At 53.8% G+C, this 26,995-nt stretch carries 24 protein-coding genes; 12 read left to right on the top strand and 12 right to left on the bottom strand.

The window, feature by feature from the left end:
* Positions 1 to 85: 85 nt before the first annotated feature.
* Positions 86 to 454 (bottom strand): RidA family protein, encoded by a 369-nt coding sequence (locus tag CLV58_RS03355; protein ID WP_106136356.1) that lies wholly within the window; start codon positions 452 to 454, stop codon positions 86 to 88.
* Between the two features lie 335 nt (positions 455 to 789).
* Between CLV58_RS03355 and CLV58_RS03360 the strand changes: the two genes are divergently transcribed.
* Both CLV58_RS03360 and CLV58_RS03365 read left to right on the top strand, forming a co-directional pair.
* A complete protein-coding gene (locus CLV58_RS03360) occupies positions 790 to 3,372 on the top strand; it encodes a TonB-dependent receptor plug domain-containing protein (RefSeq protein ID WP_106136357.1) in 2,583 nt (860 codons plus the stop codon).
* Between the two features lie 292 nt (positions 3,373 to 3,664).
* On the top strand, positions 3,665 to 4,798 hold the full coding sequence (locus CLV58_RS03365; RefSeq protein ID WP_106136358.1) for an App1 family protein phosphatidate phosphatase: 1,134 nt from the start codon (positions 3,665 to 3,667) through the stop codon (positions 4,796 to 4,798).
* Positions 4,799 to 4,945: 147 nt separating this feature from the next.
* Here CLV58_RS03365 and CLV58_RS03370 read toward each other — a convergent pair whose 3' ends face one another.
* The 7 genes from CLV58_RS03370 to CLV58_RS03395 form a co-directional block, all read right to left on the bottom strand.
* A complete protein-coding gene (locus CLV58_RS03370; protein ID WP_106136359.1) occupies positions 4,946 to 7,819 on the bottom strand; it encodes a M16 family metallopeptidase in 2,874 nt (957 codons plus the stop codon).
* A gap of 39 nt (positions 7,820 to 7,858) precedes the next feature.
* Positions 7,859 to 8,032 (bottom strand): hypothetical protein, encoded by a 174-nt coding sequence (locus CLV58_RS28270; RefSeq protein WP_170108636.1) that lies wholly within the window; start codon positions 8,030 to 8,032, stop codon positions 7,859 to 7,861.
* Positions 8,016 to 8,243 (bottom strand): hypothetical protein, encoded by a 228-nt coding sequence (locus CLV58_RS03375; protein WP_106136360.1) that lies wholly within the window; start codon positions 8,241 to 8,243, stop codon positions 8,016 to 8,018. The genes CLV58_RS28270 and CLV58_RS03375 overlap by 17 nt, the downstream gene beginning before the upstream one ends.
* A gap of 60 nt (positions 8,244 to 8,303) precedes the next feature.
* Complete coding sequence (locus CLV58_RS03380; protein ID WP_106136361.1) at positions 8,304 to 9,461, bottom strand: acyltransferase family protein; 1,158 nt, start codon at positions 9,459 to 9,461, stop codon at positions 8,304 to 8,306.
* A gap of 79 nt (positions 9,462 to 9,540) precedes the next feature.
* On the bottom strand, positions 9,541 to 10,314 hold the full coding sequence (locus CLV58_RS03385; protein WP_106136362.1) for a hypothetical protein: 774 nt from the start codon (positions 10,312 to 10,314) through the stop codon (positions 9,541 to 9,543).
* A gap of 295 nt (positions 10,315 to 10,609) precedes the next feature.
* Positions 10,610 to 12,583: a glucosamine-6-phosphate deaminase gene (locus CLV58_RS03390; RefSeq protein WP_106136363.1), complete on the bottom strand. Its 1,974-nt coding sequence runs from the start codon at positions 12,581 to 12,583 to the stop codon at positions 10,610 to 10,612.
* Between the two features lie 134 nt (positions 12,584 to 12,717).
* Positions 12,718 to 13,857: a Gfo/Idh/MocA family protein gene (locus CLV58_RS03395; protein WP_106136364.1), complete on the bottom strand. Its 1,140-nt coding sequence runs from the start codon at positions 13,855 to 13,857 to the stop codon at positions 12,718 to 12,720.
* 74 nt (positions 13,858 to 13,931) lie between these two features.
* Here CLV58_RS03395 and CLV58_RS03400 point away from each other — a divergent pair, with 74 nt between their 5' ends.
* Genes CLV58_RS03400 through def form a run of 3 tightly spaced genes read left to right on the top strand, consistent with a single transcriptional unit; the run spans position 13,932 to position 15,601 of the window.
* The gene (locus CLV58_RS03400) at positions 13,932 to 14,534 is read left to right on the top strand and encodes a nucleotidyltransferase family protein (RefSeq protein WP_106136365.1); all 603 of its coding nucleotides are present in this window, start codon (positions 13,932 to 13,934) and stop codon (positions 14,532 to 14,534) included.
* A gap of 50 nt (positions 14,535 to 14,584) precedes the next feature.
* Complete coding sequence (ruvX, locus tag CLV58_RS03405; protein ID WP_106136366.1) at positions 14,585 to 14,998, top strand: Holliday junction resolvase RuvX; 414 nt, start codon at positions 14,585 to 14,587, stop codon at positions 14,996 to 14,998.
* A gap of 30 nt (positions 14,999 to 15,028) precedes the next feature.
* Entirely contained in the window at positions 15,029 to 15,601 is a 573-nt protein-coding gene (gene def / locus CLV58_RS03410; protein WP_106136367.1) for a peptide deformylase, read from the top strand.
* A gap of 64 nt (positions 15,602 to 15,665) precedes the next feature.
* Here def and CLV58_RS03415 read toward each other — a convergent pair whose 3' ends face one another.
* Positions 15,666 to 16,415 (bottom strand): 3-keto-disaccharide hydrolase, encoded by a 750-nt coding sequence (locus CLV58_RS03415; RefSeq protein WP_106136368.1) that lies wholly within the window; start codon positions 16,413 to 16,415, stop codon positions 15,666 to 15,668.
* A 197-nt stretch (positions 16,416 to 16,612) separates the two neighbouring features.
* Here CLV58_RS03415 and CLV58_RS03420 point away from each other — a divergent pair, with 197 nt between their 5' ends.
* The 3 genes from CLV58_RS03420 to CLV58_RS03430 all read left to right on the top strand — a co-directional run bounded on the left by CLV58_RS03420 (position 16,613) and on the right by CLV58_RS03430 (position 20,478).
* A complete protein-coding gene (locus CLV58_RS03420) occupies positions 16,613 to 17,407 on the top strand; it encodes an amidohydrolase (protein ID WP_106136369.1) in 795 nt (264 codons plus the stop codon).
* A 99-nt stretch (positions 17,408 to 17,506) separates the two neighbouring features.
* Positions 17,507 to 18,862 (top strand): sugar porter family MFS transporter, encoded by a 1,356-nt coding sequence (locus tag CLV58_RS03425; protein ID WP_106136370.1) that lies wholly within the window; start codon positions 17,507 to 17,509, stop codon positions 18,860 to 18,862.
* A gap of 101 nt (positions 18,863 to 18,963) precedes the next feature.
* A complete protein-coding gene (locus tag CLV58_RS03430; RefSeq protein ID WP_106136371.1) occupies positions 18,964 to 20,478 on the top strand; it encodes a DUF4301 family protein in 1,515 nt (504 codons plus the stop codon).
* 70 nt (positions 20,479 to 20,548) lie between these two features.
* On the opposite strand, the gene CLV58_RS03435 is transcribed toward CLV58_RS03430, so the two are convergent.
* Together CLV58_RS03435 and CLV58_RS03440 are read right to left on the bottom strand one after the other, a co-directional pair.
* Positions 20,549 to 21,040 carry an RrF2 family transcriptional regulator gene (locus CLV58_RS03435; protein WP_245882190.1) on the bottom strand — a complete coding sequence of 164 codons (492 nt, stop codon included), beginning with the start codon at positions 21,038 to 21,040 and terminating at the stop codon, positions 20,549 to 20,551.
* 314 nt (positions 21,041 to 21,354) lie between these two features.
* Entirely contained in the window at positions 21,355 to 22,494 is a 1,140-nt protein-coding gene (locus CLV58_RS03440; RefSeq protein ID WP_106136372.1) for a cystathionine gamma-synthase, read from the bottom strand.
* A gap of 48 nt (positions 22,495 to 22,542) precedes the next feature.
* On the opposite strand from CLV58_RS03440, the gene CLV58_RS03445 reads away from it, so the two are divergent.
* The gene (locus CLV58_RS03445) at positions 22,543 to 23,214 is read left to right on the top strand and encodes a TVP38/TMEM64 family protein (RefSeq protein WP_106136373.1); all 672 of its coding nucleotides are present in this window, start codon (positions 22,543 to 22,545) and stop codon (positions 23,212 to 23,214) included.
* Between the two features lie 25 nt (positions 23,215 to 23,239).
* Here the strand turns inward: CLV58_RS03445 and CLV58_RS03450 are convergent, their stop codons facing one another.
* Positions 23,240 to 24,052, bottom strand: a complete 813-nt coding sequence (locus CLV58_RS03450; protein WP_106136374.1) for an alpha/beta fold hydrolase — start codon at positions 24,050 to 24,052, stop codon at positions 23,240 to 23,242.
* Between the two features lie 30 nt (positions 24,053 to 24,082).
* Between CLV58_RS03450 and CLV58_RS03455 the strand changes: the two genes are divergently transcribed.
* From CLV58_RS03455 to CLV58_RS03465, 3 genes are all read left to right on the top strand, one after another.
* Positions 24,083 to 24,556 (top strand): MaoC family dehydratase, encoded by a 474-nt coding sequence (locus CLV58_RS03455; RefSeq protein ID WP_106136375.1) that lies wholly within the window; start codon positions 24,083 to 24,085, stop codon positions 24,554 to 24,556.
* Between the two features lie 77 nt (positions 24,557 to 24,633).
* A complete protein-coding gene (locus tag CLV58_RS03460) occupies positions 24,634 to 25,803 on the top strand; it encodes an acyl-CoA dehydrogenase (protein ID WP_106136376.1) in 1,170 nt (389 codons plus the stop codon).
* Between the two features lie 171 nt (positions 25,804 to 25,974).
* Positions 25,975 to 26,901 carry an AraC family transcriptional regulator gene (locus CLV58_RS03465; protein ID WP_106136377.1) on the top strand — a complete coding sequence of 309 codons (927 nt, stop codon included), beginning with the start codon at positions 25,975 to 25,977 and terminating at the stop codon, positions 26,899 to 26,901.
* The last annotated feature ends 94 nt before the right edge of the window (positions 26,902 to 26,995 follow it).

Raw genomic sequence — 26,995 nt, forward strand, 5'->3', positions numbered from 1 at the left:
TGAATGGTTGAGTGATTGAATGAGTGCTTGCGCCACCCCATTCACCGCGACGGCGGGCCATTCACTCCATCATTCAATCACTCAATCATTGTACAGCAATCACGGAAATTTCGACGTTGACGTCTTTGGGCAGGCGGGCTACCTCGACGGTTTCGCGGGCCGGCGGATCAGCCGTGAAATACTGACCATACACCTCGTTGATGGACGCGAAATTGTTCATGTCTTTGACGAAGATGCTGGATTTAACCACGTTCGTGTAGTCCATCCCGGCCGCTTTCAGAATAGCGCCTAGGTTTTCCATCACTTTCTGCGTCTCCGCCTTGATGTCGCCCTGACCGGCCACGTCGAGCGCGATCTGCCCCGACACGAACAGGGTTCCATTTATTTTTACGGCCTGACTATACGGGCCAATTGGCGCAGGAGCCTGATCGGTATAAATAATTTGCTTGCTCATTGCTTTTTTAGTGAGTCGATTAGCGGATAAGTTGGCGTCCTGCCGACCGTACATTGTGCCCGCAAGTTACCACCGCTTCAGCGCTCCAACAAACCCCGCCTAGTTGAAAGTCATTCGATCAGCCTTGGTTAATGGGTGCCTGATACCTTCCTGACACATGGGGCTAGTGACGTACAATCTGCTCTGACTGTGGCTGATCAAGCCAAGTTACCAGGCGGTTTGCGCCCGTGTGTCGTTCAGCAATTCTGCTAACCAGGCACAAGTAGTCGGCACACGTCATTCGAACGTTATTCACCTTTATATTTATCCCCCGTATTCCACCAACCATATCGTTAATGAGCTACCGTTTACTGCTACTGAGTACCCTATTTGCTTATTCCGCATTTGCCAAATCCGACACAACGCTAGTACCGAGAGATAGCCTGAAACATAGCTTACTGGTTAAGCCGGCATCTCCTCATACGTTCAGTCAGGTCATCCGACGGGAGAACTTCAACGCTGGCCTGTTCGCCGATCCACTACAACTGATTCAGGGTAAGACCTTGGGACTGTGGATGGTTCAGCCAAACGGCGATCCGTCGCAACGACTAGAAACGTACTCACCCGGCTTTTCATCGGCCGCCCGCAATCTGAGTCCAATGATCATTATTGACGGCGTACCTAACCAGCCTTTGTCAAGCGTTCATCCGCAGGACATCGATAGTATTGTCATGTTACGTGATGCTGCCGCTTTACGGGCCTACGGTTCGCGCGGTTTGAATGGTGTTTTACTCATTGCGACCCGGCGACCCACAACGGCACGCCTTTCCGCCAGTTATCTCGTACAGACGGCTTTTGAAAGTCCGGCCCGTTACCAAAACCTTTTGTCGGCTACCCAATGGCGTCAGTATGCCCCTCGTTTCCGTGAATTTAAGCCGGCATACGACGGTGGCAGTGACACGGACTGGCAGCGACTGGTCTCACGGGGCGTTGTGAACACGAATCATCTGGTAACCCTGGGTAGTACGTTCAAGAACGGAGACATCAGTGCCGCCGTTGGCTACCTTGACCGAACGGGAACTATTGAAAAAACGGGGATCGGCCGGTTCACCTCGCGCCTGGATGGGACGTACGGATTCTGGCGTAACCGGATCAGACTCACAGGCTCGGTCTGGTACGCAAACTCCCGCGAACAGCAAATGCCTGATGGCCTGGCTGATGTCATCCAGGAGGCAAACCCCACCGTCAGCAGTGCAGCTCGTACGAAAGTTATTCCCTGGTTTATTAACCCACTCAACATCATCGACTCCGCTGCCAACGAAACGACCACGTCCTACACAGGCTATCGATTCGCGGTTTCAGCAAACCCGCTACCCAGCCTGTTGATTTCAGTACAGCACGCAACTAGCGGCTTCGACGCAACCCAAAATACATTGAATCGGCGCCTTGCACCGGTTAAACCTTACCTGTTCGATGTGACTACCGAAGCCGAAAGACAGTACCGAATCGAGCTGGCTGAACGGGTAAATGCTGGCGTAAATACGTATAAAGCAACGGTGGGTACGACCGATTTTACGTTTCAGTACAACCTGCCCGTAAAAAGGAGCCAGATCAACACCTGGTTCAATTACACAACCAACCGAATCGAAGGCAGTTATTTTGTCTACGGCCGAACGAATACTGGCTATTTCGTTAATCAGGCGACTGACGGTAATCCTTCATTCTGGAACAGCTTCGCGGCTGGCCTTGACTACAGCCTGCGCAACAAGTTTTTTCTAAACCTGGCTTATCGACAGGAAAGCTATCTTGAATCACCTATCCGATCCAACCGACTAGGTGTTATGGACAAGTTGCCTGCTGCGTTCCCAATTGTCTCGCTTCGGTGGCAACCCAAATCGAGCCTATTTGTCGAATATGTCTGGACAAAAGCAGAGCCGCTTCATGCGTCAGCACTGCATTTAGAAGGGGATAATCCGTTAAATCTGCTAGGTCGTCAAGTCAGGACGAGACCAACAATCACTCAAGAGTTATTTTTTCAGCAGGTCGGCCGGGTAAACTGGGCGTTGAAAGACTGGAACACAACGCTTGAGTATGTCAGATCGGATAAAAAAACGGTCGGTTATACGCCCAACCTATTCGGGCAGTTGCCCTTTTCAATGGTATCCTATACAGTTCGCCAGCACGGTATTAACCTGCAAACCGGCGGAGTAGTACTCAGTCGTCCAAATTTGTCTATCAATACCTCCGTCGTAGCTGGTTTTCTGCGAACACTGGTTATCCGATCACAAGGATACAACCCTCCAACTGAACACGCGAATGCTGAGCCTAATTCGCCCTTTATTGGCTACGTGGGCTACGTCATGTCGTTCGATGCGGCCGGTATCGCCAACCTGGAAGATACAAACGGAGACGGCCGGACTGATATTGCCGACCTACGGCGGATTGGTAGCGTATATCCAACGGTTACACTGGGGTGGAGTACCTCGCTAAACTGGCACCGGTTGCGCGCTACTATGCTTTGGCGCGGCTCCCTCGGTGGCTCTGTATTATCCCCCGCCCTTATATATCTCGACCTGTACAACGGTTATCGTGACATTAAACTGGGCAACAGAGACTATCTCGATGCATTAATTGCTGCCTCGCCCAATAGAAATAACTTTGATGATACAGCCTTTGTCCGACCGAATACGCTGCGCCTGCAATCGACGGATCATCTCCGGTTGGACAATCTGTCGGTCTCTTACGAGCTGCTGTTCAATAAGCTACCCATCAACGTTGGCGTGTTTGCGCAGAACCTGCTGACCATAACCAAATTTCCGGGTAACGATCCCGAGCGGTCAGCCTACGCCCTGGACTATAGCAATAGCTCGGCATTCTATCCGCGCCCACGCGTTATTGGCGTATCGGCTCAGATTGCCTGGCAACGGCCTAAACGGTAAGGCTACACATCATGAGCCATGTGTCAATCCATTGTCTTGTCAGCACCTGGCCGAGTAACATCCATCCGCTATGGACAGCTGATAGCAATACTGCTTTGAAGGCGCAGTAGCCTGACTACGCTAAACAATTTGTTCGCGCGGGGGTGTTAGTAAGATTATTTTCTACCGGTTCGGTACGAATGGAAACGCCATCACAACTCAACCGATTATCAATCATTTACCACGGTAATTTTATCGGTTCGGGCGATGCAGGAATGACTGATCGAGTAACGATTGAGACGACGCAATAACGATGAGCAACTGGAAAGAACTACTGACAAGTGCCGCAACGACAGCCGAAGCGGGTTTTGATCGATTGAAGGAAAAGCTGTTCGGACGGATGGACGCTGACAAGCCCTACCGTATTGTTTATTACCGGGGTTTTGGCAGCCCGTCGGCGGTGTGGCTGAAAGGGCGCGTACTGCGCGAACGGGACTTAAGCACACCCTCCGACCGCGATACCTATTGGAACAATCTACTGGCAACCTATCAGCGATTCGAAACCGACGAGGTACCCAACGTAACCGTACGAGTCGATGCGTTCGGACAGAGTCATACAACCGTTACCGATGAAGAAGGCTACTTTGAACTGACCATCAATCCGCCGAATGATCTGCCCCCCGGTCGGGTCTGGTTTCCGGTAACCTACTCGCTCGACGGCCTGACGCAACCCACGACAGGTGAGCCAGTACGGAAAGAGGGTTACCTAATGATTTCGCCCCCATTTAGTCAGTTCGGCGTTATCTCTGACATTGACGACACGGTATTGGTGACGGGGGCTACCAGCCTGCTGCAAACCGCCCGGCTAACGTTTCTGGGTAATGCGTACACCCGATTGCCGTTCGCGGGAGTAGCTGCCTTTTACCGCGCGTTACAGAGCGGCCCTGTCACAACGCTGTTCAATCCAATCTACTACGTGTCGAGCAGCCCCTGGAACCTGTATGATCTGCTGGTCGATTTTTTTCGAATTCAGGGCGTGCCCAAGGGGCCGATCCTGCTGCGCGATCTGGGACTCGATCCGTCGCTGCTGTCGTCGCAGTCACATCACACGCACAAACTGGCGATGATCCGCAAAGTGCTGGACGTAAACCCACAACTACCGTTTGTGCTGATCGGCGACAGTGGGCAGCAGGACCCCGAAATTTACGCGCAGGTAGTTCGGGAGAACCCCGGTCGTATCAAAGCCATTTACATCCGCGACGTGTCGACGGGTCAGGAACGCGACGAAGCGGTCAACCTGCTCATTCAGGCTACCCGACAATTCGACGTGCCCATGCTGCTCGTTGCCGACACGGTGGCGGCTGCTGAACATGCGGCTTCGCTCGGCCTTATCGACTCTGACACCCTACCCGAAATTCGGGCCGACCGTGAATCGGATAAAGGTTGATTGGCTTTTACATCCCCTTTTTTCGTAGCGGCAGCGAAATTGATCCTATGAATGTCCCGTCATTTTTCCTGCGTCGGAATGACAGAATACCAAAAGAGACGACGCCCAATCTGAGCGCCGTCTCTTTCGGTAACTACCTTTTAGCCGTTACTTACCGGCTTCAACCTTCTTTTCGGGCATCAGCACAAATTTGGCGTAGTTGGCACCGAGGTACTTGTTGGCCGTCGCTTTGGTACTTTCGACCGTTACCTTGTTCAATTGCTGATCTTCACGCAGCACTTCGTCGGGAGCGTCGCCGTTGACGAACTGGTTTTGCAGATAACCTAGCCAGAACTGGTTGTCCTTCAACTGCAGCTCCGTTTCACGACGGGTTTCTGCTTTGAACTTGGCAATATCAGCCGGGTCGGCCCCTTTCGTTTTCAGGTTGGTAATCAGCTCCTGCGTTTTGGCGATGAGCTTGTCGACGTTTTCCGGTCCACAGCCGAAGCTGATGCGGAACGTGTAGCGCGGCACCGGATTCTTGCTGTATGAGGCACTGGCGCTTACCCCATACACACCACTCTCCTGCTCGCGCAGTTGCTCGATTAGCTTGATCTCCAGCACCTCGGCCAGCGCGTCGAGCTGGGTCGTATTTTCGGGCGACCAGTTCAGATCACCGCTGTACACCAGTTGTACCGTTGCTTTCGGGTCAACGCCCTTGTAAACCGTTTTATTGATCTGACCGCTCGGAATGCGAATACCCAGGTCGCGGAAGTTTTCGGTTTTACCCGTCGATGGCAGTCCACCGAGGTATTTTTCGACCAGCGGCTTCAGCTTGGCTTCATCGATATTACCCACGAAAAAGAAGGTAAAATCACCCGCATTGGCGAAGCGTTCCTGGTAAATTTTCAGCGACTTATCCAGATCGATCTTATCCAGATCGGCAGGTTGCAGCGGCTGACGGCGGGGGTTGTTAGCCCCCAGCGTTACCTGTACTGTATCCTGAAACACCCGCGCCGGCGTTGGCGTATTGATCTGATTTTGCAAGGCACTCCGCTGATTCGACAGAAAGCCTTTTACCACGTCGGCGTCTTTGCGGGGTTGTGTAAAATAGCTGTACAGGAGTTGCAGGGCCGTTTCGAGGTCTTTCGGAGCCGTGCTGCCGCTAACGCCTTCGTTCAGTTCGCTGATGTACGGGAACACGCTCACCTGCTTGCCGGCCAGGAATTTACCGAGTTGCACCTGGTTGTAGGCCCCGGTTCCGCCCATGGCCGTTACTGTCGACGCGAACCGGGCCGACGTATAATCGTTGAGATCGTAGAGCGACGTGCCGCCGAAGCTGGTACCGCTGAACAGAATCTGGTCGTTCTTGAAATCAGTTGGTTTGAGCACCACTTTCACGCCGTTCTTCAGCGTCCACTCCGTCACGCCGATGTCCTTGATCTGCTTCGTGCTGACAACCGGTTCCGGAGTCGGCTGTTTGGTCAGCAGGGGCGCGTCAATGGTTTTGTCTTCGTAGGCCGTCAGTCCCTTACCGGCATCATCGATGTAGCCGATGATCTGCTCGACGGTCGGCAGTTTGTCCTTGTCTTTTTCCGGTGCCATGACGATCACGGCCCGGTTGTCGTTATGGATAAACTGATCGACCAGTTCGTTCACCTCCGTGAGTTTTATACCCGCCATCTCCTTTTTCAGGAAAGTGTAGTAAAAATCGATGCTGGTATATGGCTCCTTGTCGGTGAAGTTGCGGACATATTCATCGACGTAACTTGCCGAGCGGGTCTTGTTCCGTTCGCTATACGCCTGTTCGACGCCCGTCAGAAACTCCTGCTTTGCCCGGTCCAGTTCGGTCGGGGTAAAGCCGAATTGCTTCACGCGGGCGTTTTCGTTGAGCACCGCCCGGATCGCCCGTTCGACATTGCCTTCCTTGGCAACGGCAATCGACGTGAATGCATCCAGATTCCCGAGGAAGTCGCTGTAGTTGCTATAACCGCCCAGAAACGGTGGGTCGGCCTGCTGAGTAAGTTCCTGAATCCGGTTACCCAGCATGGTATTGAACAGGCCCCGTTTTACGCCTTCCCGCAGATCATTGAGCGTCTTGTCTTTCACGCCTTCGCGCTTGTAGATCACCTGTACAATCGTGTTCGGCTGTTCGGTGTCCGTCACGATGGCAACTTTCGTGTCTTTATTGCCCGGAATCGTGTAGTCGGTTCGGGGCTTGGGGTTGGCGGGTTCGGGAATACGACCGAATTTTTCCCGAATGATGCCCTCCACTTGCTTGACGTCGAAATCACCCACGGCAATGACGGCCATCAGGCTGGGCCGGTACCAGTCTTTGTAAAACTGACGGAGTGTTTCGGGCTTAAACGTTGTCAGCACCTGCTCGGTACCGATAGGCAGGCGCTCGGCATACCGCGACCCGTTGAGCAGCACCGGAAAATACTTGTCACGCATACGCTGTCCGGCCCCGCGTCCCAGCCGACGTTCCTCCAGTACGACCCCGCGTTCCTTCTCGATCTCCGCCGGATCGATGGTGGCGTTGTGTGCCCAGTCTTCCAGAATCTGAAATGCCTGCCGGAATACGCGCTGCGAATCGGTCGGAACGGGCAGTTGATAAACCGTTTCGTCGAAGCTCGTGTAGGCGTTCAGGTCGGCCCCGAAGCGGATACCCGACGATTGCAGTACATTGACGAGTTCGTTTTTGGGAAAATTCTTTGTGCCGTTGAACTCCATGTGTTCCATGAAGTGCGCCAGTCCCTGCTGTTCGTCGGTTTCCAGCACCGACCCTGCCCGCACGACCAGCCGTAGTTCGGCCCGGTTGCGCGGCTCAACGTTTTTGCGGATGTAGTAGGTCAGTCCGTTTGGCAGTCTACCCACTTTCACCGCCGGGTCTGTCGGAATGGGTTTACTTAAATCGATGGGGGCAGCTACCGCCGTCTGTTTGGTAGCGGGTTTAGCAGTCGCTTTGGGTTTGGGTACGGTTTGACCCATTACCAGCGTCGTGCTGGCAATGAGCACCACGGGCAACAATTGTTTGATCATAAACGGTTGAACTGATTTATTGGGAGACGTGTATAGTGCTTATTGATCTGTGCCAAGTTCGCTGAGGAGTACTCCTAATTCACCCTCTGCCAAATTCTCTTTTTCGGACGTGTCGTAAATGGATAGCTGACAGACGGTTTCGGCGGCCGCGTAGATGTAGATACAGGTGATACCCCGCGCCCCGCCAGGCTTCCCTTCAATGCTGTAGCTCATTAAGAAGATCTTCTATAGGTCGGCTTTTCTTTTTTCCTTGCCTTACTAGCTTCATTTCATTGACGGCCTCCTTAATTTCAGCTTTGAGCTGTTCGGCCGTCACTTCCTCTTCCTGAACCGTCACTGGCTCGATCTTTACGAATCGTAGGTTCTTAATCAATTCCAGGAAAAAGGAGACTTTTTCATCAGGTACATTGACGCTGAATTGCATAGCAGTATGCGTTTTCTTTGTTAACGAAGGTATAACAGTTTGTATGTTAAGTTGGCTCCGTTATACTTTGATGATGACATTCTTCCGGTATAGCCACCACAGTACGACAAACCAGATCAGCACAAAGGTCAGCGCACCGGCCAGCGATGCGTTACGGGGATCGCTGAACGGGGGTGCAATACACTGCCGGTACAGATAGCTTTGTACACTCACTTCGCTTCCGTCTGCCCCCGCTACTTTGATCATACCGAGTATACGGGGAATCAGGCCCGACAGGAAAAAGACGGTGATGGCATTGACACCAAACGCAACCAGTGGCAGCACACCACGACGGTACTGCTTCACGTCGACCAGCCAGTAGAACAAAGCAAGTCCCAGCATGGCTAGTCCACCCGCCAGCAGTACAAACGAGCTTGTCCACAGTGCTTTATTGATTGGGAAGAAGCCGTCCCAGCACAGACCGGCCAGCGTCGTCAGGCAACCGACCACAAACAGCCAGGCTACCCGTTCTGCTGCGCTTACATCCGTACGGCGAAGCCAATAGCCCGTCAGCATTCCCAGCAGGCCAGTACCAACGGCGGGCAGCGTACTCAGGATACCTTCCGGGTCCCAGACTTTGGCCGGTTTGTACACGTGCGCCGGTGTCAGCACAGTACGGTCGAGCCAGGCGGCCAGGTTCGTTTCGGGCTCCAGGTTGGCATAGCCGACACCCGGCACGGGTACTTGTGTCATCAACAGCCAGTAGCCAGCCAGCACAGCCAGTAGCAGGTACAGCTGCTGCCGGGGCGTTGTGTTGAGAAACAGCAGTGAACAGATCAGATACACAAGCGCGATGCGCTGCAACACACCCGGAATACGTACCGTCAGCAGATTGAACTTGGGGAAGAAGTTTAGAAACAGCCCTAACAAAAAAAGCGTCGCGCTGCGCCGGATTATCTTGCCAACAAGCGCTTTCTGCTCACCAGTCTGCCGACCTAACGCAAACGTGATCGACACGCCGACGATAAAGAGAAAGAAAGGAAAAATCAGGTCGGTAGGTGTCCAGCCGTTCCAGTGGGCGTGTTCCAGCGGAGCGTAGAGGTGGCCCCAGTCGCCGGGATTATTGACCAGAATCATTGCCGCCACGGTAAGTCCGCGAAAGGCATCGAGCGACAACAGACGCGACGACGTCGGTACATCGGTTAACGAAAGACCCGGTCGGGTCGTGCTTGTTTCCATAGCATTCGGGAGAATTCGTGTCTGTGACAGACACAGCCCCCGAACTTAGCGAATGCTGCCAATAATCCCAGCCAATCCCTTACTGAAACACGCGCGCCAGTTTCTTTTCCAGATCGGCTTCCAGTTTCAACAACCCTTCCGAATTGGGCAGGTACGTCAGGGCGCGATGGTGCCGCAGATCAAACGGGATATCGGCCACCGACTGCGTAATCGGGATGACCAGCTTGCCCAGCGTATGCGCTACGCCCGTTTCGTAAAATACGTTGGGGTTTCGGTCGGTGAAATCAGTCAGTACGGCACGGGCGGTGAAAATCAGGTCGAACACATCCTGAATCAGGATGCTGTTGTCCCAAATGTCATCGGCCCGGCGGCAGTCGATCCCCAGCCGGTTGCAGACGTTACGAATAGCGGTATAGGTTCCGCTGAAACGCCCTTCAAACGGCATCATTACCGACAGCACATTGCTTTCAACAGCCTTATCAGGAATCTGAAACACGTCGGGCGCAAACGTAACGATACGTTCCGGCAACCGCCCCGACGCCGTCGAGACAAAGCGGGCTTCGACCGGTCGCGCATGAGCCACTCGGCTTTTCTGTTCCTCTACGTACCGTTCCAGCTCCGCCAGGTTCGTAGCCCCGACGCTGATAATTTTCGACAGTACTTGCAGGCTGTTTCCTTCGTAGTCATCATCGCGAAAATCAAGGCTTCGCAGCAGGCGCGGGTGGTCCTCAATCAGCTCGACGGTATCGGTCAAATGGGCGATACGAAACCAGTCGGACTTGGTAAAGTGGTCCCGTGCAAACTCATGCAGGGCGAAAAGACGGGCCGTTCGTTGTCGGTTAGGTCGGAGCATAGGGCTGGTAAAGCGTCAATAGCCTATAATACAAGTATCGTATATAGCACAAGTATATATAATTTCTGTAGTACAGTGACGTAACCGCAAAAAATTTAATCGATTTCCAGTATCCTGCGTGCGGTTTGTCTGTCTTCATCGCCTACCAAAAGAAAGCCCCGATCTAACACGCAGATCGGGGCTTTGAATCACTAGAAGAAAGTTGCTAACTCAACGTTCGGAGTGTATTTTTTTAAAATAGTAGACTGATTACCAGACCTAAAAGATTTTCAAAACCTTTTAGGTCTGTGTCAACCTAGTATTTCCAGCGCACGTAGGCTTCCATTGCTTCGTATTCGGCTAGACCCAGGCGGTTGTACAGCGCAGCCGTACCCCGGTTCCGCTCCTCGGCCCGTTGCCAGAACTCGCGCGAATCAGTGCCCTGATACACGACGCCGTCTTTTTGCGACTGGTGCTTGAAGATACCCAACCGCTTCTTCATCACCTGGTCGGGCGACATCGGCACGGCCATTTCGATTTCGTGGATATCCCACTCAGCCCAGGCACCCCGGTACAACCATACCCAGCACTCCTCCATAAAGTCTTTGCCTTTCAACCGACGAACGGCTTCCATCACGGCATCCAGACAGACTTTGTGCGTACCGTGCGGATCGGCCAGGTCACCGGCGGCATAGATCTGGTGCGGCTTGATCTCTTCGATCAGGTCCATCACAATCTGCACGTCGGCCTCACCGATTGGTTTCTTCGCGACCGTACCCGTTTCGTAGAACGGCATGTTCAGGAAGTGCGCATTCTCGGCAGGGATGCCAACGAAGCGGCAGGTTGCCTTGGCCTCACCCATCCGAATCAATCCTTTGACATACCGAACCTCGGCCGTGTCGACTTCCGAATCTTTCTTGTCACGGAGGAACGTTGCCGCGTCCTGGAAGATACGGTTCGCTTCGGGGCTGTCGATACCAAATTTGGCGTTGAAGTCGACCACGAAATCCGCGAAACGAAGGGCTTCATCATCGGCAACGGCGATGTTACCTGACGTCTGGTAAGCCACGTGTACATCGTGCCCCTGATCGACTAGGCGCTGGAACGTCCCCCCCATCGAGATGATATCGTCGTCAGGGTGCGGGCTGAAAATCAGACAACGCTTGTGCGCCGGCTGTGCCCGTTCCGGACGATTTGTATCATCAGCATTGGGTTTACCACCCGGCCAGCCCGTAATCGTGTGCTGGAGCTGATTGAATACGTCGATGTTAATGTCATAAGCCTGACCCGACAGCGCCAGCAGATCGCTCATTCCGTTGTCGTTGTAATCGCGGTCGGTCAGTTTGAGTATCGGCTTATTGAGGGCCAGCGACAGGTACGTTACGGCCTTCTTCTTCATGCTATTGTCCCACATCACCGAGTCAACCAGCCACGGCGCTTTCATCCGGGTCAGTTGCGACGCAGCGGCTTCGTCGATAACGAATAGTGCGTTGGGGTGGGTTTGCAGGTATGAAGCCGGATTGTGTTCCGTCACGACGCCTTCCAGTGCTTCCTGAATAACGGGCGATTTCCGCTCACCCCAGGCCATCAGCACCACCCGACGCGCACTCAGGATACTGGCAACTCCCATCGTAATGGCTTTACGGGGTGTCTTCGCCAGTCCACCAAAGTCGCTCGATGCAGCAGCCCGTGTTGAGTTGTCAAGCATCATCAGGCGAGTGTGCGAATTGATCAGCGAACCCGGCTCGTTGAAACCGATGTGACCGTTACCACCGATACCCAGCAACTGAAAATCCAGTCCACCGGCCGCGTCGATCTTCGCTTCGTACTGCTTCGCGAACTCGGCTACTTCCTCCGGACGAACCGTACCATCCGGCACGTAATAATTACCCGCCGGGATATCTACGTGGTCGAAGAGTTGTTCCCGCATGAAGCGCCAGTAGCTCTGCACGGCGTTAGGCTCCATCGGGTAATATTCGTCCAGGTTGAACGAAATGACGTTCTGGAAGCTCAAGCCTTCCTCGCGATGCATCCGGACCAGCTCGGCGTAAACGGTCTTGGGCGATGAACCCGTAGCCAAACCCAGCACCGCCATCTTTCCTTCGCGCTGCTTCGACCGGATCAACTCGGCGATTTCGTGCGCTACGGCCCGGCTGGCGTTTTTAGCGTCAGCGTAAATGTGGGTCGGAATTTTTTCGTAAGTGATGGCCGACTGAATTGGCCCCCCTGCGGGCGGATAGCCAGCTACCTGCCCGTCGGAACCGTTGAGTACCAGAGACTCCGTAGTCATATTCGGTTTTGTACAGCGTTATGTTAGGCAGCAAAGTTGGCAAAAAAATAAGCGACTATCCAGACAGCATGTGCCTGAATTACTATATTTTTAAAATTTTTTACCAATTGACCCATTCCGGTCGACTGCTATAGTTACCGCGCCATCCGATCAGCCTCCATCGCCGTAATCAGTGACTCAAGTCCGTTGTGTTCAGAAACGATCCGGTGCGTGTTGGGATAGTGTATCGCCGTAGCCTGATCGCGGAACATCAGCCGCAATAGTTCGCTGTAAATGTGCTGCTTCTCATCGCCGAAGCCGAACTTCAATTCGATCTGCTGGTAAGCCTCGAAGGTTTTATGGCGTCCTTTCAACGTCCGGTCGTCACCACCAATATTGGCCGTAACATTGAGTTGTGCGCCGGGGAATAAATCCATCAGCGCCCGGGTGGTTTCTTCGTCGGCAACGCAGCGCATAACCAATCGGGTTGGTACCCATTCGTGGAGGGTGATGTCGCCCCGTTCGAATAGCAGGCGCATCTCCTGCCGATCCATTCGGCCGGTCTGCGTGAAGCCGTGGTAGAAGTTAACCAGCTTTTTACCGGTCTCCTCATCGCCGTATTCCACCGTTGCCTGCACCTGATCTTCTATATCCTGGCTGTCAGGTCGTTTGACGATTTGTGAGGCTATGACCTTCCCCTCACCAAGCCAGCCGGCAAACATATCAAAGAAGTGAACGCCGTGCTCGATGAAAATACCACCCGACTTACTACGATCCCAGAACCAGTGTTCGGGCGATAAGCCTTCATCCCCCGCGTAGTTCTCGAAATAGCCGTGCAGAAATTCACCCAATAGCTTCTTGTCGATCAGATGCTTAACGCGGGCAAACATAGGGTTGTACCGTTGCATGAGATTCGTCACCATCAGTAATCCCTTGCTGGCGGCCAGTTCCAGCATTTCCCGTCCCTGCTCGGGGTTCATGGCTAGTGGCTTCTCGCAGATAACGTGCTTTCCAGAGTTCAGCGCCAGTTTGCTTTGTTCATAGTGCAGAAAGGGCGGTGTAGCAATGTATATTACATCCACGTCGGGATGGCTGACCAGTTCTTCCAGCGTAGCCAATTGTTCGGCACCGAATCGCTTGGCGGTTGCGATGGCTTCCTCCCGTTTTGAGCCAGCGATGGCCACCAGCCGCGTGTTGGGGGTTTGTAAAAATTGCTGAACGGCGAACAGCCCGAAGCCACCCATGCCGATTACGCCGATACCAATTACTTTATGATCGAGTCCTTCCTGTTCCATGCTATCCGTTTTTTGTCTCCTGGAACAACTTCCAGTCTGCCGTTTATGTTGGTCTTCCTGTAGGAACACGCATTATGGCGATAGCAACGATCATTCTGGCGGCCGGCGGATCATCCCGGCTGGGTCAGCCCAAACAGCTCATTCAAAGCAACGGCGAAACACTAGTTCGACGCATGACGCAGCAGGCGCTGGCGCTCCGGGCCGGGCCGGTCGTTGTGGTGCTGGGGGCCAATCAGGATCGAATCATGAAGGAACTGACCGGGCTAGCCATAACGACCGTTGTCAACCCAACTTGGGCGGAAGGCATGGCCTCGTCGCTCCGGACCGGCCTGCGCGCGCTGGATACAGAATCGACCGAAGCGTTTCTGGTCGTGCTCACCGACCAACCCTACGTGACGGCCGACCTGTTGCAACAACTGATCGATACCCGACAAAGCACTGGCCGGGGAATCATTGCGTCCCGCTATGCCGAACCCGACGGGATTCTGGGGGTACCGGCCCTGTTCGACAACCACTACCGGCGCGAATTTCTGAACCTGACCGGTGACACGGGTGCCCGTAAGCTCATTCAGCAATACGCGTCCGACAGTACGGGGATTCACTTTCCATTGGCGGGCATCGACCTCGATACACCCGCCGATCTGCGGCATTGGCAGGCGCAGCAGGCCAGCCAATAAGCCGCTCAACGCACTTAAAACCAAGCGATCCTTCGTACCTTTGCCGTCGTATGGCCCGACTCCTTGCTATCGACTATGGCACCAAACGCACCGGTATTGCCGTCACCGATCCGCTTCAGCTGATCGCGTCGGCGCTGGAGACGGTCCCGTCGCACCAGTTGCTTCAGTACCTGAAAGCGTACGTGGAACGCGAGCCGGTCGAGGCTTTTATTGTCGGCTTACCCAAGCGGCTCGACGGTACGGATACCGACAACACCCCCCGCGTCCGACGCTTTGTCGAGCTGCTACAAAAGGCCTTACCCGCCATTCCGGTACACTGGCACGACGAGCGATTCACGTCGGTAATGGCTTTACAGGCCATGATTGCCGGCGGTAGCACGAAGAAAGACCGGCGCGACAAGGGTAATATCGACAAGGTCAGTGCCGCGATCATTCTGCAATCGTATATGGAAAGCAGACGGTAAACCATCAGTTTGAAAATCAGTCAGTAACCCATGATTCTCCCCATAATTGCCTACGGTGATCCGGTACTACGGAAGCGGGCAAAAGAAATCGAACCCGGCTCAGTCGACGTGAAAAAGCTGAGCGACGACATGTTCGAAACCATGTATAAAGCGTCGGGCGTTGGTCTGGCCGCTCCGCAGATCGGGCAGAGCATCCGCATGTTTGTCGTCGATGGGCAGCCGTTCAACGAAGGCGAAAAAGACGAAGACATCGACCAATCGCTGATCGACTTTAAAAAGACGTTCATCAACCCGGAAATTATTGAGGAAGCGGGCGACGACTGGGGCTTCGAGGAAGGTTGCCTGAGTATTCCCGGCATTCGTGGCGAAATTTTCCGGCCTGAAATTGTGGTTGTCCGCTATTTCGATACCGACTGGAACGAACACGAGGAAGAGTTCGACGGCATGGCTGCGCGCATCATTCAGCACGAATACGACCACCTCGACGGCAAACTTTTTACCGACTACCTGCCGGCGCTCCGTCGTCAGCTCATCAAGAAAAAGCTGTCCGACATTACAAAAGGCAAAACAGACGCCGAATACCGGATGAAGTTCCCAAAGTAGACATCCCGCAGGCAGTAACGAACAAAGCGCCGGGTTTAAACCCGGCGCTTTGTTCGTTACTGGATCACAGGTTCCGCAGCTTGATATTACGAAACCAGACGCTGGTGTTCCAGTCCTGCAACCCGATACGACCGTTGAACTTACCGCTGGCGAGCGGGGCTTTGCTTAGTTTGCTTCCCGCCACACGCCGTTTCCAGTCGGCACTGGTCAGGTCGTGTTCCTGCACGGTGTAGCCATTGACCATAACGACCAGCTTGTTCTTCCGCATCGTCACCTCCAGTTGATTCCATTCCCCGAGCGGTTTCGGCTCTTTGATGCGCGCATCGGCGATGGCGAACAAGTCGCCCGAGTTATGGGGGTGCGGCAGTTGTACGTCGCGCTGATACAGGTCATCGTCGCCGATCTGAACTTCCAGCGCGGTATCGAAGATTTTGGGATATTTAGCGTTTTCCTGGACGAAGAAAAAGACACCGCTATTGGTGTAGCGTTCGAGCTTGAAATCAGCTTTAAACGCAAAATCGCCGGCGACTGGCGTGTCCGTCAGTATGTCGCCAGGATCGCGGGATGTAGTGCCCGGCGAATCCACGCGGGGTGTCTTGGGTACGTCGAGGTGCAGCGCGCCCTGTTCCACTTTCCACGAGGCCGGTGTGCCTTTTCCATTGTAACGGTGCCAGCCTTTCAGGTCGCGCCCGTCGAACAGCAGTTGCCAGCCCGCTTTCTTTTCCTGCGCCGACAGCGTATTCGGCGTTTGCGCATAGGCACTGAGTAATGACGAGCCGGCAATCAGGCAGGCAGCAGCGAGTCGACTAAACATTGAGTTTGTTAGGAATAAGTAATGTGTTGCCTAAATAAACCTCAGGCGGTTGGTTTCTACTGTTGTTTATTACCCCTTGTCGCTAACAGCAGGATACAGCTTAGGCTGGCATATACGAATCGTCAAGACAATCGGCCGGATGCAGTTTAAGACGATTACTTTTGCTGACTCAGTAATTGTCACGCAAACGACCGGTTATGAACATTACCCTTCTGCAAACTGAACTCTACTGGCATGACCCAGTTGCCAACCGGGCGATGCTGGAGGAGCAAATCGCGGCACTTCCCCAGTCGACCGACCTGATCGTGCTGCCCGAAATGTTCACGACGGGATTTACCATGGATGCCCCCGCCGTAGCCGAGCCCGCCAACCTGACGACTCTGCGCTGGCTCCGGCAAATGGCGGCACAAACGGGAGCCGTCGTGACGGGCAGTTATGTGGTACGGGAGCAGGGACCATCGGGAATGCAATACGCCAACCGGCTTATCTGGATGCAGCCCGACGGTCAGTACGACGTGTACGATAAGCGTCATCTGTTTCGGATGGCGGGCGAAGATGGCATTTATACGGCTGGTCAACAGCGTATCGTTAAAACGTGGAAAGGCTGGCGCATCTGTCCGCTCATCTGCTATGACCTGCGCTTTCCGGTATTCAGCCGTAACGTAAGCGGTACCGACGACTCGTTTGCGTACGATTTGCTGCTGTACGTAGCCAACTGGCCGGCCGTTCGGCGTCATGCCTGGAACGTACTACTACAGGCACGAGCCATCGAAAACCTGTGCTACGTTGCCGGTGTCAACCGTGTGGGAACCGACGGGAACGGACACGCTTATTCAGGCGATTCAGCCCTGATTAACTTTAAAGGCGAAGTGCTGTTCCAGCAAGCCGATCATCCCGTAGCGCACCAGCAAACCCTGTCGCTCGCTACGCTGAATGCGTTCCGGCAGGCCTTCCCGGCCAATCTCGACGCCGACGCCTTTACCCTGTTGTAGGAAGCCGGTTCATGGGCTTGCGCCGGGCAGTCATTCAACTATATTTGTCGGGCGTCTGACGCACTCAGTATAACCTATGAACCTTTTTTACGTACTACAATGGATAGGAAACTCCTGCTTACCTATGTCATCGCGGCCATAGCGGCCACGGGTGGCCTGTTGTTTGGCTTCGACACGGGCGTTATCAACGTTGCCCTCCCCTTTATCAAGCAGGAATGGAACCTATCCGAAACGGCCGAGGGCTGGGTCGTGGGGGCCGTGCTGGCCGGCGGTATGGCGGGATCATTGCTGAGCGGTCGACTGGCCGATGGGCTAGGGCGCAAGCGCATCAACATTCTGGCGGCCGTTATTTTCGTCGTTGGATCGGCCATTGCCGCCCTGGCAACATCACCGGGTATGCTGATTGCCGGTCGACTTTTTCTGGGACTGGCAATCGGTATCGTATCGTTCTCCGTACCGCTCTATCTGGCCGAAATTGCACCCAGCAACATCCGGGGTCGACTGGTAACCTTCTTTCAGTTGGCTATCACGCTTGGCATTCTCATTTCCTATCTGTGTGGCTATGCCTTCGCCGACTACGAAAATAGCTGGCGACTCATGTTCTGGGCGGGCTTCATCCCGGCGGCTCTGCTGCTGGCCGGTATGTTTTTCGTTCCGGAAAGTCCACGCTGGCTATTGAGCAAAGGGCGTTCGGCAGAAGCGCGTACCGTATTGGCCCGGCTGCACGAAGCTGACGCCGTCGATCAGGAACTGAATCAGATTGCGCAAACGGTACGCGACGAAAGCAACCGCAAAGTCGACTGGCGCGAACTGTTTTCGGCCCGGCTGCGCATTCCCCTGCTGATCGGTATCGGCATTTTCTTTATCCAGCAATTTTCGGGTATCAACGCCGTCATCTATTACTCGACCCGCATTTTCGGCATGGCCGGTTTCGGCTCCAGCACGACCTCGATCATGGCCACAGTGGGCGTCGGCGTTGTCAACACGATCAGTACACTCATTGCCGTGCGCTTTCTCGATCAGTGGGGGCGCAAGCCCATTCTGTACGTCGGCCTGACGGGCACGGCGATTTCACTGGCGACCATCGCAGCCGCGTTTTATTTCCGTGAATCGATCAGTCCCGATCTGTTGAAATTGCTATCGGTCGGTGGCGTGTACGTTTACATCATGTTCTTTGCCATCAGCCTCGGCCCCATGGGCTGGCTGTTGATAGCAGAGGTGTATCCACTTCGCATTCGGGGCTTTGCTACCAGTCTGGGCAGCTTCTATCACTGGTTTTTCGACTTCTGGGTGAGCTTTACGTTTCCAATCATGGCGGCTACGTCGCTGGGTAACAACGGCGGCATTTTCATGATTTACACCGGCGTTGTGCTGTTCGGTTTACTCTTCACGCGCTTCCTTGTTTTTGAAACCAAAGGCATGACACTGGAAGCAATTGAAAAGCGCTGGCAGTAGATTACCCGGCTAGTAAGCTATTTAGTATTCGTTTGCGTAGCGTGTCCGAAATCCGCAATTTGCCACGCAGGTTTAGCCTTCTATTTTTCCCGTATATTGTTATGTCTTTTTCCCAACAGGACCACGCCCAAATTGACAAGCAGGGCATTCCCCTCGACCAGATTAATCAGCAGATTCAGCATTTTGTCGACGGCTTCCCGTACCTCAACGTTATTCGGGCAGCAACGGTCGATGATGGCATTATCCGCGTTAGTGAAGACAAGCTAACCCAGTATCTGCATCAGTTCGATCAGGCTGCTGGTGAACGGAGCCTGGTGAAGTTTGTACCAGCTTCCGGCGCAGCCACCCGCATGTTTAAATCGCTGTTTGCCGCGCTGGATGGTAAGTCCGATAAATCGGTGGACGAGTTTTTCGCCCGGCTGTCGGATTTCGCGTTCTACAACGATCTGAAAGCGGCTATGAAGGCGGATGGGAAAGACCTGGATGACGCTGCCGCAACCGATCGTCCGACGGTGTTGCGCTATTTGCTGGCCACTCCCGGTCTCGACTACGGTAACCTGCCGAAAGGGCTACTCGAATTTCACAAATACGCCGACGGTCCTCGCACGCCGGTGGAAGAACACTTAGTGGAAGGCGCGGCCTACGCAAACTCGAACGGCGTTGTTCGGATTCACTTCACAGTATCGCCCGAGCACCGCGACCGGTTCGAAAAACTGATTGCCGATAACAAAGCCGATTACGAAGCCTGGCTTGGCGTGACGTTCGATGTTTCGTTCTCGGAGCAGAAAAAAGCGACGGATACGATCTCGGTGAATATGGATAACACGCCGTTCAGAAACGCCGATGAGTCACTGCTATTCCGCCCGGCTGGCCACGGTGCGCTGATCGAGAACCTGAACGACATCGACGCTGACATTATTTTCATCAAGAACATCGACAACGTTGTGCCCGATGAGATCAAGGAGCAGACCGTTACGTACAAGAAAGTGATCGGTGCCGTCTTGCTCGACGCGCAGCAGCAGATTACCCGGCTGCAATCGCTACTCGACACCAGCGACGTTAGCGATGGCTACATTGCCGAAGCCGACGAGTTGCTTCGCCGTACGCTATTTACGCAACCTCCAGCCGCCTACGACTCCTGGACGAAGGCGCAGAAATTGGACTATCTGCGTGGTAAACTGAATCGGCCGGTACGCGTGTGCGGCATGGTGAAGAACGTAGGTGAACCGGGTGGTGGTCCGTTCTGGGCGCGCAATGCCGACGGTTCGGTATCGCTGCAAGTTGTCGAGTCAGCGCAAATCGACCTGACCGACGAGGAGCAGAAAACCATCTTCGACACAGCCACCCACTTCAACCCCGTCGATCTGGTTTGTGGCGTTAAAGACAGTCACGGCAAAAAATATAACCTCCCCGACTTCCGCGACCCGCTCACCGGCTTCATCACGGCGAAATCGAAAGACGGTAAGGACCTGAAGGCGCAGGAACTCCCCGGCCTGTGGAACGGCGCGATGGCCGACTGGAACACGATTTTCGTGGAGGTACCGCTGATTACGTTCAACCCCGTCAAGACGGTGAACGACCTGCTTCGGAAAGAACACCAGCCCCAGGGTGAATAAGGTTGGTATACACAAGCAGACGGGGCCACTCTCAGAGTGGCCCCGTCTGCTTGTTAGTGGACTACGATGGTTACGCTGCTGCGTAATCCTCGAACTGCCCGACTGTATGGCCAGACGCTCCATCTTTGCTTTCGGTCGTCTCGGCGGCTGGTTTACTCGCGAAGCTAAGCAGCGTCGTATTTTCGTAAACGCTCAGATTCGCATCGCGTACCTGTTCCATGATTGGCTTCAGCGCGCAGGTCACCTCGTCGGTGCAGTCGTCACAGCGAACGTAGAAATTAAACGATACGCAGGGGGTCGGCGCGATAGGTCCGTCGATAACGCGGAGTACCTGCGCCAGATTGACCCGGCCCGGATCGACGCGCAACAGGTACCCGCCCCCTTTTCCTTTCTGGCTCTGCAGGATACCGTGATTGCGAAGTTCAAGCAAGATGGCTTCCAAGAACTTCTTCGGAATGTTCTCCCGCGCTGAAATGTATGAGATCAGTACGGGGCCTTTACCGTATTCTTCGGTAAGTACCTTCAGTGCCTTTATTGCATACTTCGCTTTCTTCGAAATCATCGTTACGGTGAATTAGTGGATGGGATTATTACAGCTGGTGGCTTTACTAATTGACTAGCTCGGCGGACAATATAGTGATTTTCAGCGTATCTGACTAAATATACTGCACATCGGTAACGTTCGCATAGGAATATGATCATATTATCGGGCTATTACCGACGTGTATACTGGTACACTTCTTATGCCGACTATATCATCCTGGTGGCGTTACGCGATGTTAGACGCATGAGCTGTCACTAGGTTACACCCGTTTTGTACAAACCGTTTCATTCGTACCACAAACTGATAGTTTTGTATCATGAATGGCCGTTTTGTTAGCCAATAGCCTGCTCCAGATCAGCGATCAAATCCTGACTGTCTTCGATCCCCACGCTCAACCGAATCAGCGTGTCGCGCAGCCCATTCTTCAAGCGCTCTTCTTTCGGAATACTGGCATGCGTCATACTAGCCGGATGCGTACATAGTGACTCGACCCCACCCAGCGATTCAGCCAGTGAAAACACCCGAATACGTTCCATAACCCGAACGGCCTCATCTAATGAGTCACCGTTGAGTTCAAACGATAGCATACCGCCAAAATCCCGCATTTGCCGTTTGGCCAGGTCGTGCCCCGGATGATCGCTCAGGCCTGGATAATAAACGTGGGCGACCTTGGGATGCTGCTTCAGATACCGAGCGACAGCCAGCGCATTCTCGCAGTGCCGCTGCATCCGAACGTGCAGGGTTTTTATGCCGCGCAGCACCAGAAAACAGTCCTGCGGCCCAGGAACCGCTCCGCACGCATTCTGGATAAACGCCAGTTTTTGTGCCGTTTCGTCGTCGTTCAGAATGATCGCGCCCATCACCGTATCGGAGTGACCGCCAAGGTATTTTGTAGCGGAGTGCACAACGATATCGGCACCCAGATCAAGCGGGGTTTGCAGGTAAGGCGACGCAAACGTATTATCGACCACCAGTTGAATACCACGCGCTTTGGTAATCGTCGCAATCGCGGTAATATCGACCAGTCGCATGAGTGGGTTGGTCGGCGTTTCGATCCAGACCATTTTGGTGGCGGTCGTCAGTGCTGCTTCCAGGTGTGCCGGGTCGGCAAGGTCGACAAAGCGAAACCGCAGCCCAAACTCCTGGAAAACACGCGTCATGATGCGGTAAGTGCCCCCGTAAAGGTCACTGCTGACGACGATTTCGTCGCCGGGCCGGTATAATTTCAGGATTGCATCCGTCGCAGCTAGTCCGGATGCGTAGCAAATCCCATGACGGCCGTTTTCAAGGGCAGCCAGGTTGTGTTGCAGCGCCGTACGGGTCGGGTTCTGCGTCCGGGCGTATTCATAGCCCTTGTGTTTACCCGGCGACTCCTGCACGAATGTCGACGTCTGGTAAATCGGGGTCATGATAGCCCCCGTCGTTGGGTCCGGCTCGACACCGGCATGGATGGCTTTTGTCGCGAAGTTCATAAGCAAAGGTAGAAAACTCCTATACCCCTTTCCAGGTTTAGCTACACAGTGAACAAAGCCATTCTACAGAAAATTACAGGACCGGCCCTGATGGGCGTCGTTCTGTCGGTGTTACCGATCGTTTTTACGTCGGTACTGACTTATTATGCCATTGCCTACGAATCGCTTGTCAATACGTTCGATGGCTGGGCCTGGCTTCTCATTACGGTTATCTGTACAGTGACATCCGCCGGGTTGACTCCTCCCACCATTCTGGCGTTGATTTTCGGCTATTTCCTGGGTTGGGAAGCTGTCTTTCCCCTTGTCGTCATCAATTTCGGCGGTATCCTGTTCATCAACCTGCTCGTCCGTTGGCTCGACCACGACCAATTTTTGCGCTTCCTGAATCGGCAGCCAAAGGCCCAGTCGGTACTCGACCGTATCCGCGATAAAGAACTGGAAGTCATTTTCTTCGCCAAACTGTCGCCCATTCTCCCATTTGGGTTGACCAACCTGCTGTTTGCGCTATCGGGGGCTAGCCTGAAAAATATTCTGCTGGGTGGCTTTCTGGGCATGCTCCCCCGCACCCTCCTGGCCATCTTTACCGGTCACGAAGCCCGCGAAATCCGCACACTACTCGAAAATCCGCAGCAGGGCATCTGGGGACAGATCGTTATCGTCGCCCTGATTCTGGTATCCATAGTAGGGTTGTGGCGGGTTGTACAGAAGGCACTTAAGTAAAGAGTAAACAGCACCGCCCCCCTGGTCAGGAATAGACGTTTAACACAGCGGCACTTTTATCGATCAACCGGTTATGGCCCGTTGGCAGTTGTATCAACGTGTACTGAGTAAGCAGACGGGTTAACGGCAGCAGATAGCGGGCGGGCACGATTTGGTCGTAACTGCCTACGATCAGTCGGGTTGCTACTTTATGCCGCGTCAACTCATCGGCAACACGCAGCAAATCGGGCTTGATTCGCCGAAACTGCGTCCACGCATCATACACGAGTTGCCGCTGCTCGCCCGTTGATAGCGATACTTCAGCAAACCGCAGCAGCGACGGCCTAAGCAACCGCAGGCCGACCAGCCCTCGTCCGACTCGATGTAGTACCGGCAGATGCCGCATGGCAAACCCGAACAGGGCGCGCCCAACCGTCGACTGAGTCGCCAGACCATACCAGCGACTGAACCGAATTCCGTCGGGTGCCATCAGCACAAGCGCATCCAGTCGCGATGCAAAGCACTCCGCCAGCACCAGCGCAAAGCGCCCACCCAGGCTGTAGCCCATCACCGTAAACCGGTCGATCTGCTGCTCGGCCAGAAACGCACCGATACAGGCGCACCAGTCCTTGTTTACCAGATGAGTCGAATCCGCTCGTTTACTAGCGCCGTGTAAAAACAGATCAATAGCATAGATGGTATATACATTACCAAGCGCAGCGGCCAATGGCGCGTACACCCCACTGGTTTGCCCAAAGCCGTGAAACGCCAACGCCATGCGTGGACCGGCTCCCATGCGCTGGTAAGCCAACTGCTGATTACGATAGCGGAAAAACCGCGTAGCGGGCTGGTCGTTCATTCTCAACGGTACACAAAACCTTTTTTCTCTATGCAATCCTTTGCCAATCTGGCCGAATTCACGGCCCATGCCGGACAACCACTGGGTGAGACGTCGTACATCTCGATTACACAGGAGATGGTCAATCAGTTTGCCGAAGCCACCGGCGATCATCAGTGGATTCACACCGACCCCGACCGGGCGGCTCGTGAATCGCCTTATCAGACGGCTATCGCCCACGGTTTCCTGACGCTTTCTCTGGCCCCTCGCCTGTTGGCCGAGATCTATTCGGTCGACTCGGTAAAGATGGCGATTAACTATGGAGCGAATAAGATTCGGTTTACCAACGCTGTCCCGGTTGGCAGTCAGCTGCGCATGAAAGCCTGGCTCCACCATGTCGAACCGCAACCGGCCAACGATCCCGACCATCCCGGTTCGCGTGCCATCATCGAGTGTGTATTTGAAGTCGATGGCGAAACCAAACCATCTTGCGTGGCTGAGCTAATCGTGCTGCTGTTCGAGTAGTATGCTTGCATACTATTATTACAACTATTTCTTACCTTTACCCTATTATTCAGCAGCACACTTCATCATCAAAAAGGATGGCAACGGCAACGCTTGACTTACAGGGACTCAATTTCAACTTATCCGAAGAACACCGGGCCGTGCAGGAAGCAGCCCGCGATTTTGCGCAGACCGAACTGCTCCCCGGCATCGTCGAGCGCGACAATGAAGCCCGTTTTCCGGCGGAGCAGGTCAAGCGCATGGGCGAACTGGGCTTTCTCGGTATGATGGTATCACCCGACTACGGCGGTAGCGGGCTGGACACGGTTTCGTACGTGCTGGCGATGGAGGAAATTTCCAAAGTCGACGCGTCGTGCTCGGTTATTATGTCGGTCAATAATTCGCTGGTCTGTTACGGGCTGGAAGCGTACGGCACCGAAGCGCAGAAACAACAGTACCTGACCCGGTTGGCAACGGGCGAGCAGCTCGGGGCTTTCTGCCTGTCGGAGCCGGAAGCCGGTTCCGACGCAACATCGCAGGCTACCACGGCCGAAGACAAGGGCGACTACTACCTACTCAACGGCACCAAAAACTGGATTACGAACGGCAATTCGTCGGATGTCTGTCTGGTCATCGCCCAAACCGATCGGGAGAAAAAACACCGGGGTATCAACTGCCTGATCGTTGAGAAAGGGACACCCGGTTTTGTCGTGGGTAAGAAAGAAGACAAGATGGGCATCCGCGCGTCGGATACGCACTCGCTGCTATTCTCGGATGTGAAAGTGCCCAAGGAAAACCGCGTTGGGGAAGATGGATTCGGCTTCCGCTTTGCGATGGCTACGCTCAACGGCGGACGTATTGGTATTGCAGCTCAGGCGCTGGGGATCGCGGCAGGTGCGTACGAACTAGCCCTGAAGTACAGTCAGGAACGAAAAGCATTCGGCAAGCAAATTTTCGATCATCAGGCAATTCAGTTCAAGCTGGCCGAAATGGCAACGAAGATCGAAGCGGCTCGATTGCTGGTGTACAAAGCAGCCCGGCTCAAAGACGAACACAAAGATTTTGTACAGGCGGCTGCGATGGCCAAGCTGTTTGCGTCTGACGTAGCCATGTGGGCCACTACGGAAGCCGTACAAATTCACGGTGGCTACGGCTACGTGAAAGAGTTTCACGTAGAGCGGCTGATGCGGGATGCGAAAATCACGCAGATCTACGAGGGTACATCAGAAATCCAAAAACTGGTGATTGCCCGTGAATTAATTCGCTAGTTTTTTCCTGGTCAAAATAGTATTTTCTACAGGTGGGGTGCGTATTCAATAGGAATATGCACCCTTTTTTATTTTTTCCTGAAACTTTTATAGCTATATTAGTTTTGTACAAATTATTAGATTTGTGCAACTTTACAGCGCAACCGAATTCTAGGACACACTTCTTCGGCTATGGAAGACTATAATAAAATTATCGAATCGCTGGGGGTCAAATTCATCAAGGCTCGCAACATTCGTATCCTTCAGCCCATCACGATCAAGAATTTCTACGATGTAGAGAACACCTTGCTGATTCTTTACAATGGCGAAGTATCGATCGGTGAAGAGCGCATCAAGGTCGACGTGGGTGACATGCTGTTTATCCCCGGCGGTAAGCACGTGACAGTCACGTACGGCGATCCCAATAATCCGAAAGTGGTGTCGAACGAAGAGTTCATGACCCATCGCGAATCGTACTGGGAAGGCAACCACGATCCCCGCCTGATTGGTCACCTGCCCAACTCGTTCGGTTTCGTGTCGTTCGAAGCCAAAGTATTCGACTCGGTCAATTTTTTCAACTCACTCGACGTTCCCCCGTTCATCATCAAGCGCGAGGAAGGCCTGGCTAACACGATTGACCAGATTCTGGCTGAAGACATGAACGATCTGGCCGGAAAGGGCCGGATCATCAAGATCAAAACGGAAGAGATCGTCATCGAAGTCGTGCGCTACATCCTGAAGAATCACCTGTTCGTTGAGCAACTGGTGACAAACAGCACGTACTTCAAAGATCCGCGTCTGATCGATATTTTCGCTTACATCAAAGACAACCTTGGTGGCGACCTGTCGAATAAAGTGTTAGCGAACGTAGCCAACGTGTCGGAAGATTACGTAGGGCAGTACTTCAAGATGCTGACAGGTATCAACCCGCAGGACTATATCGAGTACCAGCGCATGGAAGCGGCCGTCGGTCTGCTGCGTACCAGCAAGAAGAGCATCCGAGCGATCGGTGCCGAAGTAGGCTACAAAGATACCGCTTACTTCTGCCGTCGCTTTAAGATGATGTTTGGCATTCCAGCGGGCAAAATGCGTCGGCGTGAATCGCTGATGAATGTATAGCATAGCTAGGAAGAAAGAGAAAAGAGGTAAGATGAAAGACTGGTTTGCGCCAGCGCTCTTTCGTCTTACCTCTTTTCTCTTTCTTCTTGATTCC

Source organism: Spirosoma oryzae (assembly GCF_003002825.1).
GTDB classification, from domain to species: domain Bacteria; phylum Bacteroidota; class Bacteroidia; order Cytophagales; family Spirosomataceae; genus Spirosoma; species Spirosoma oryzae.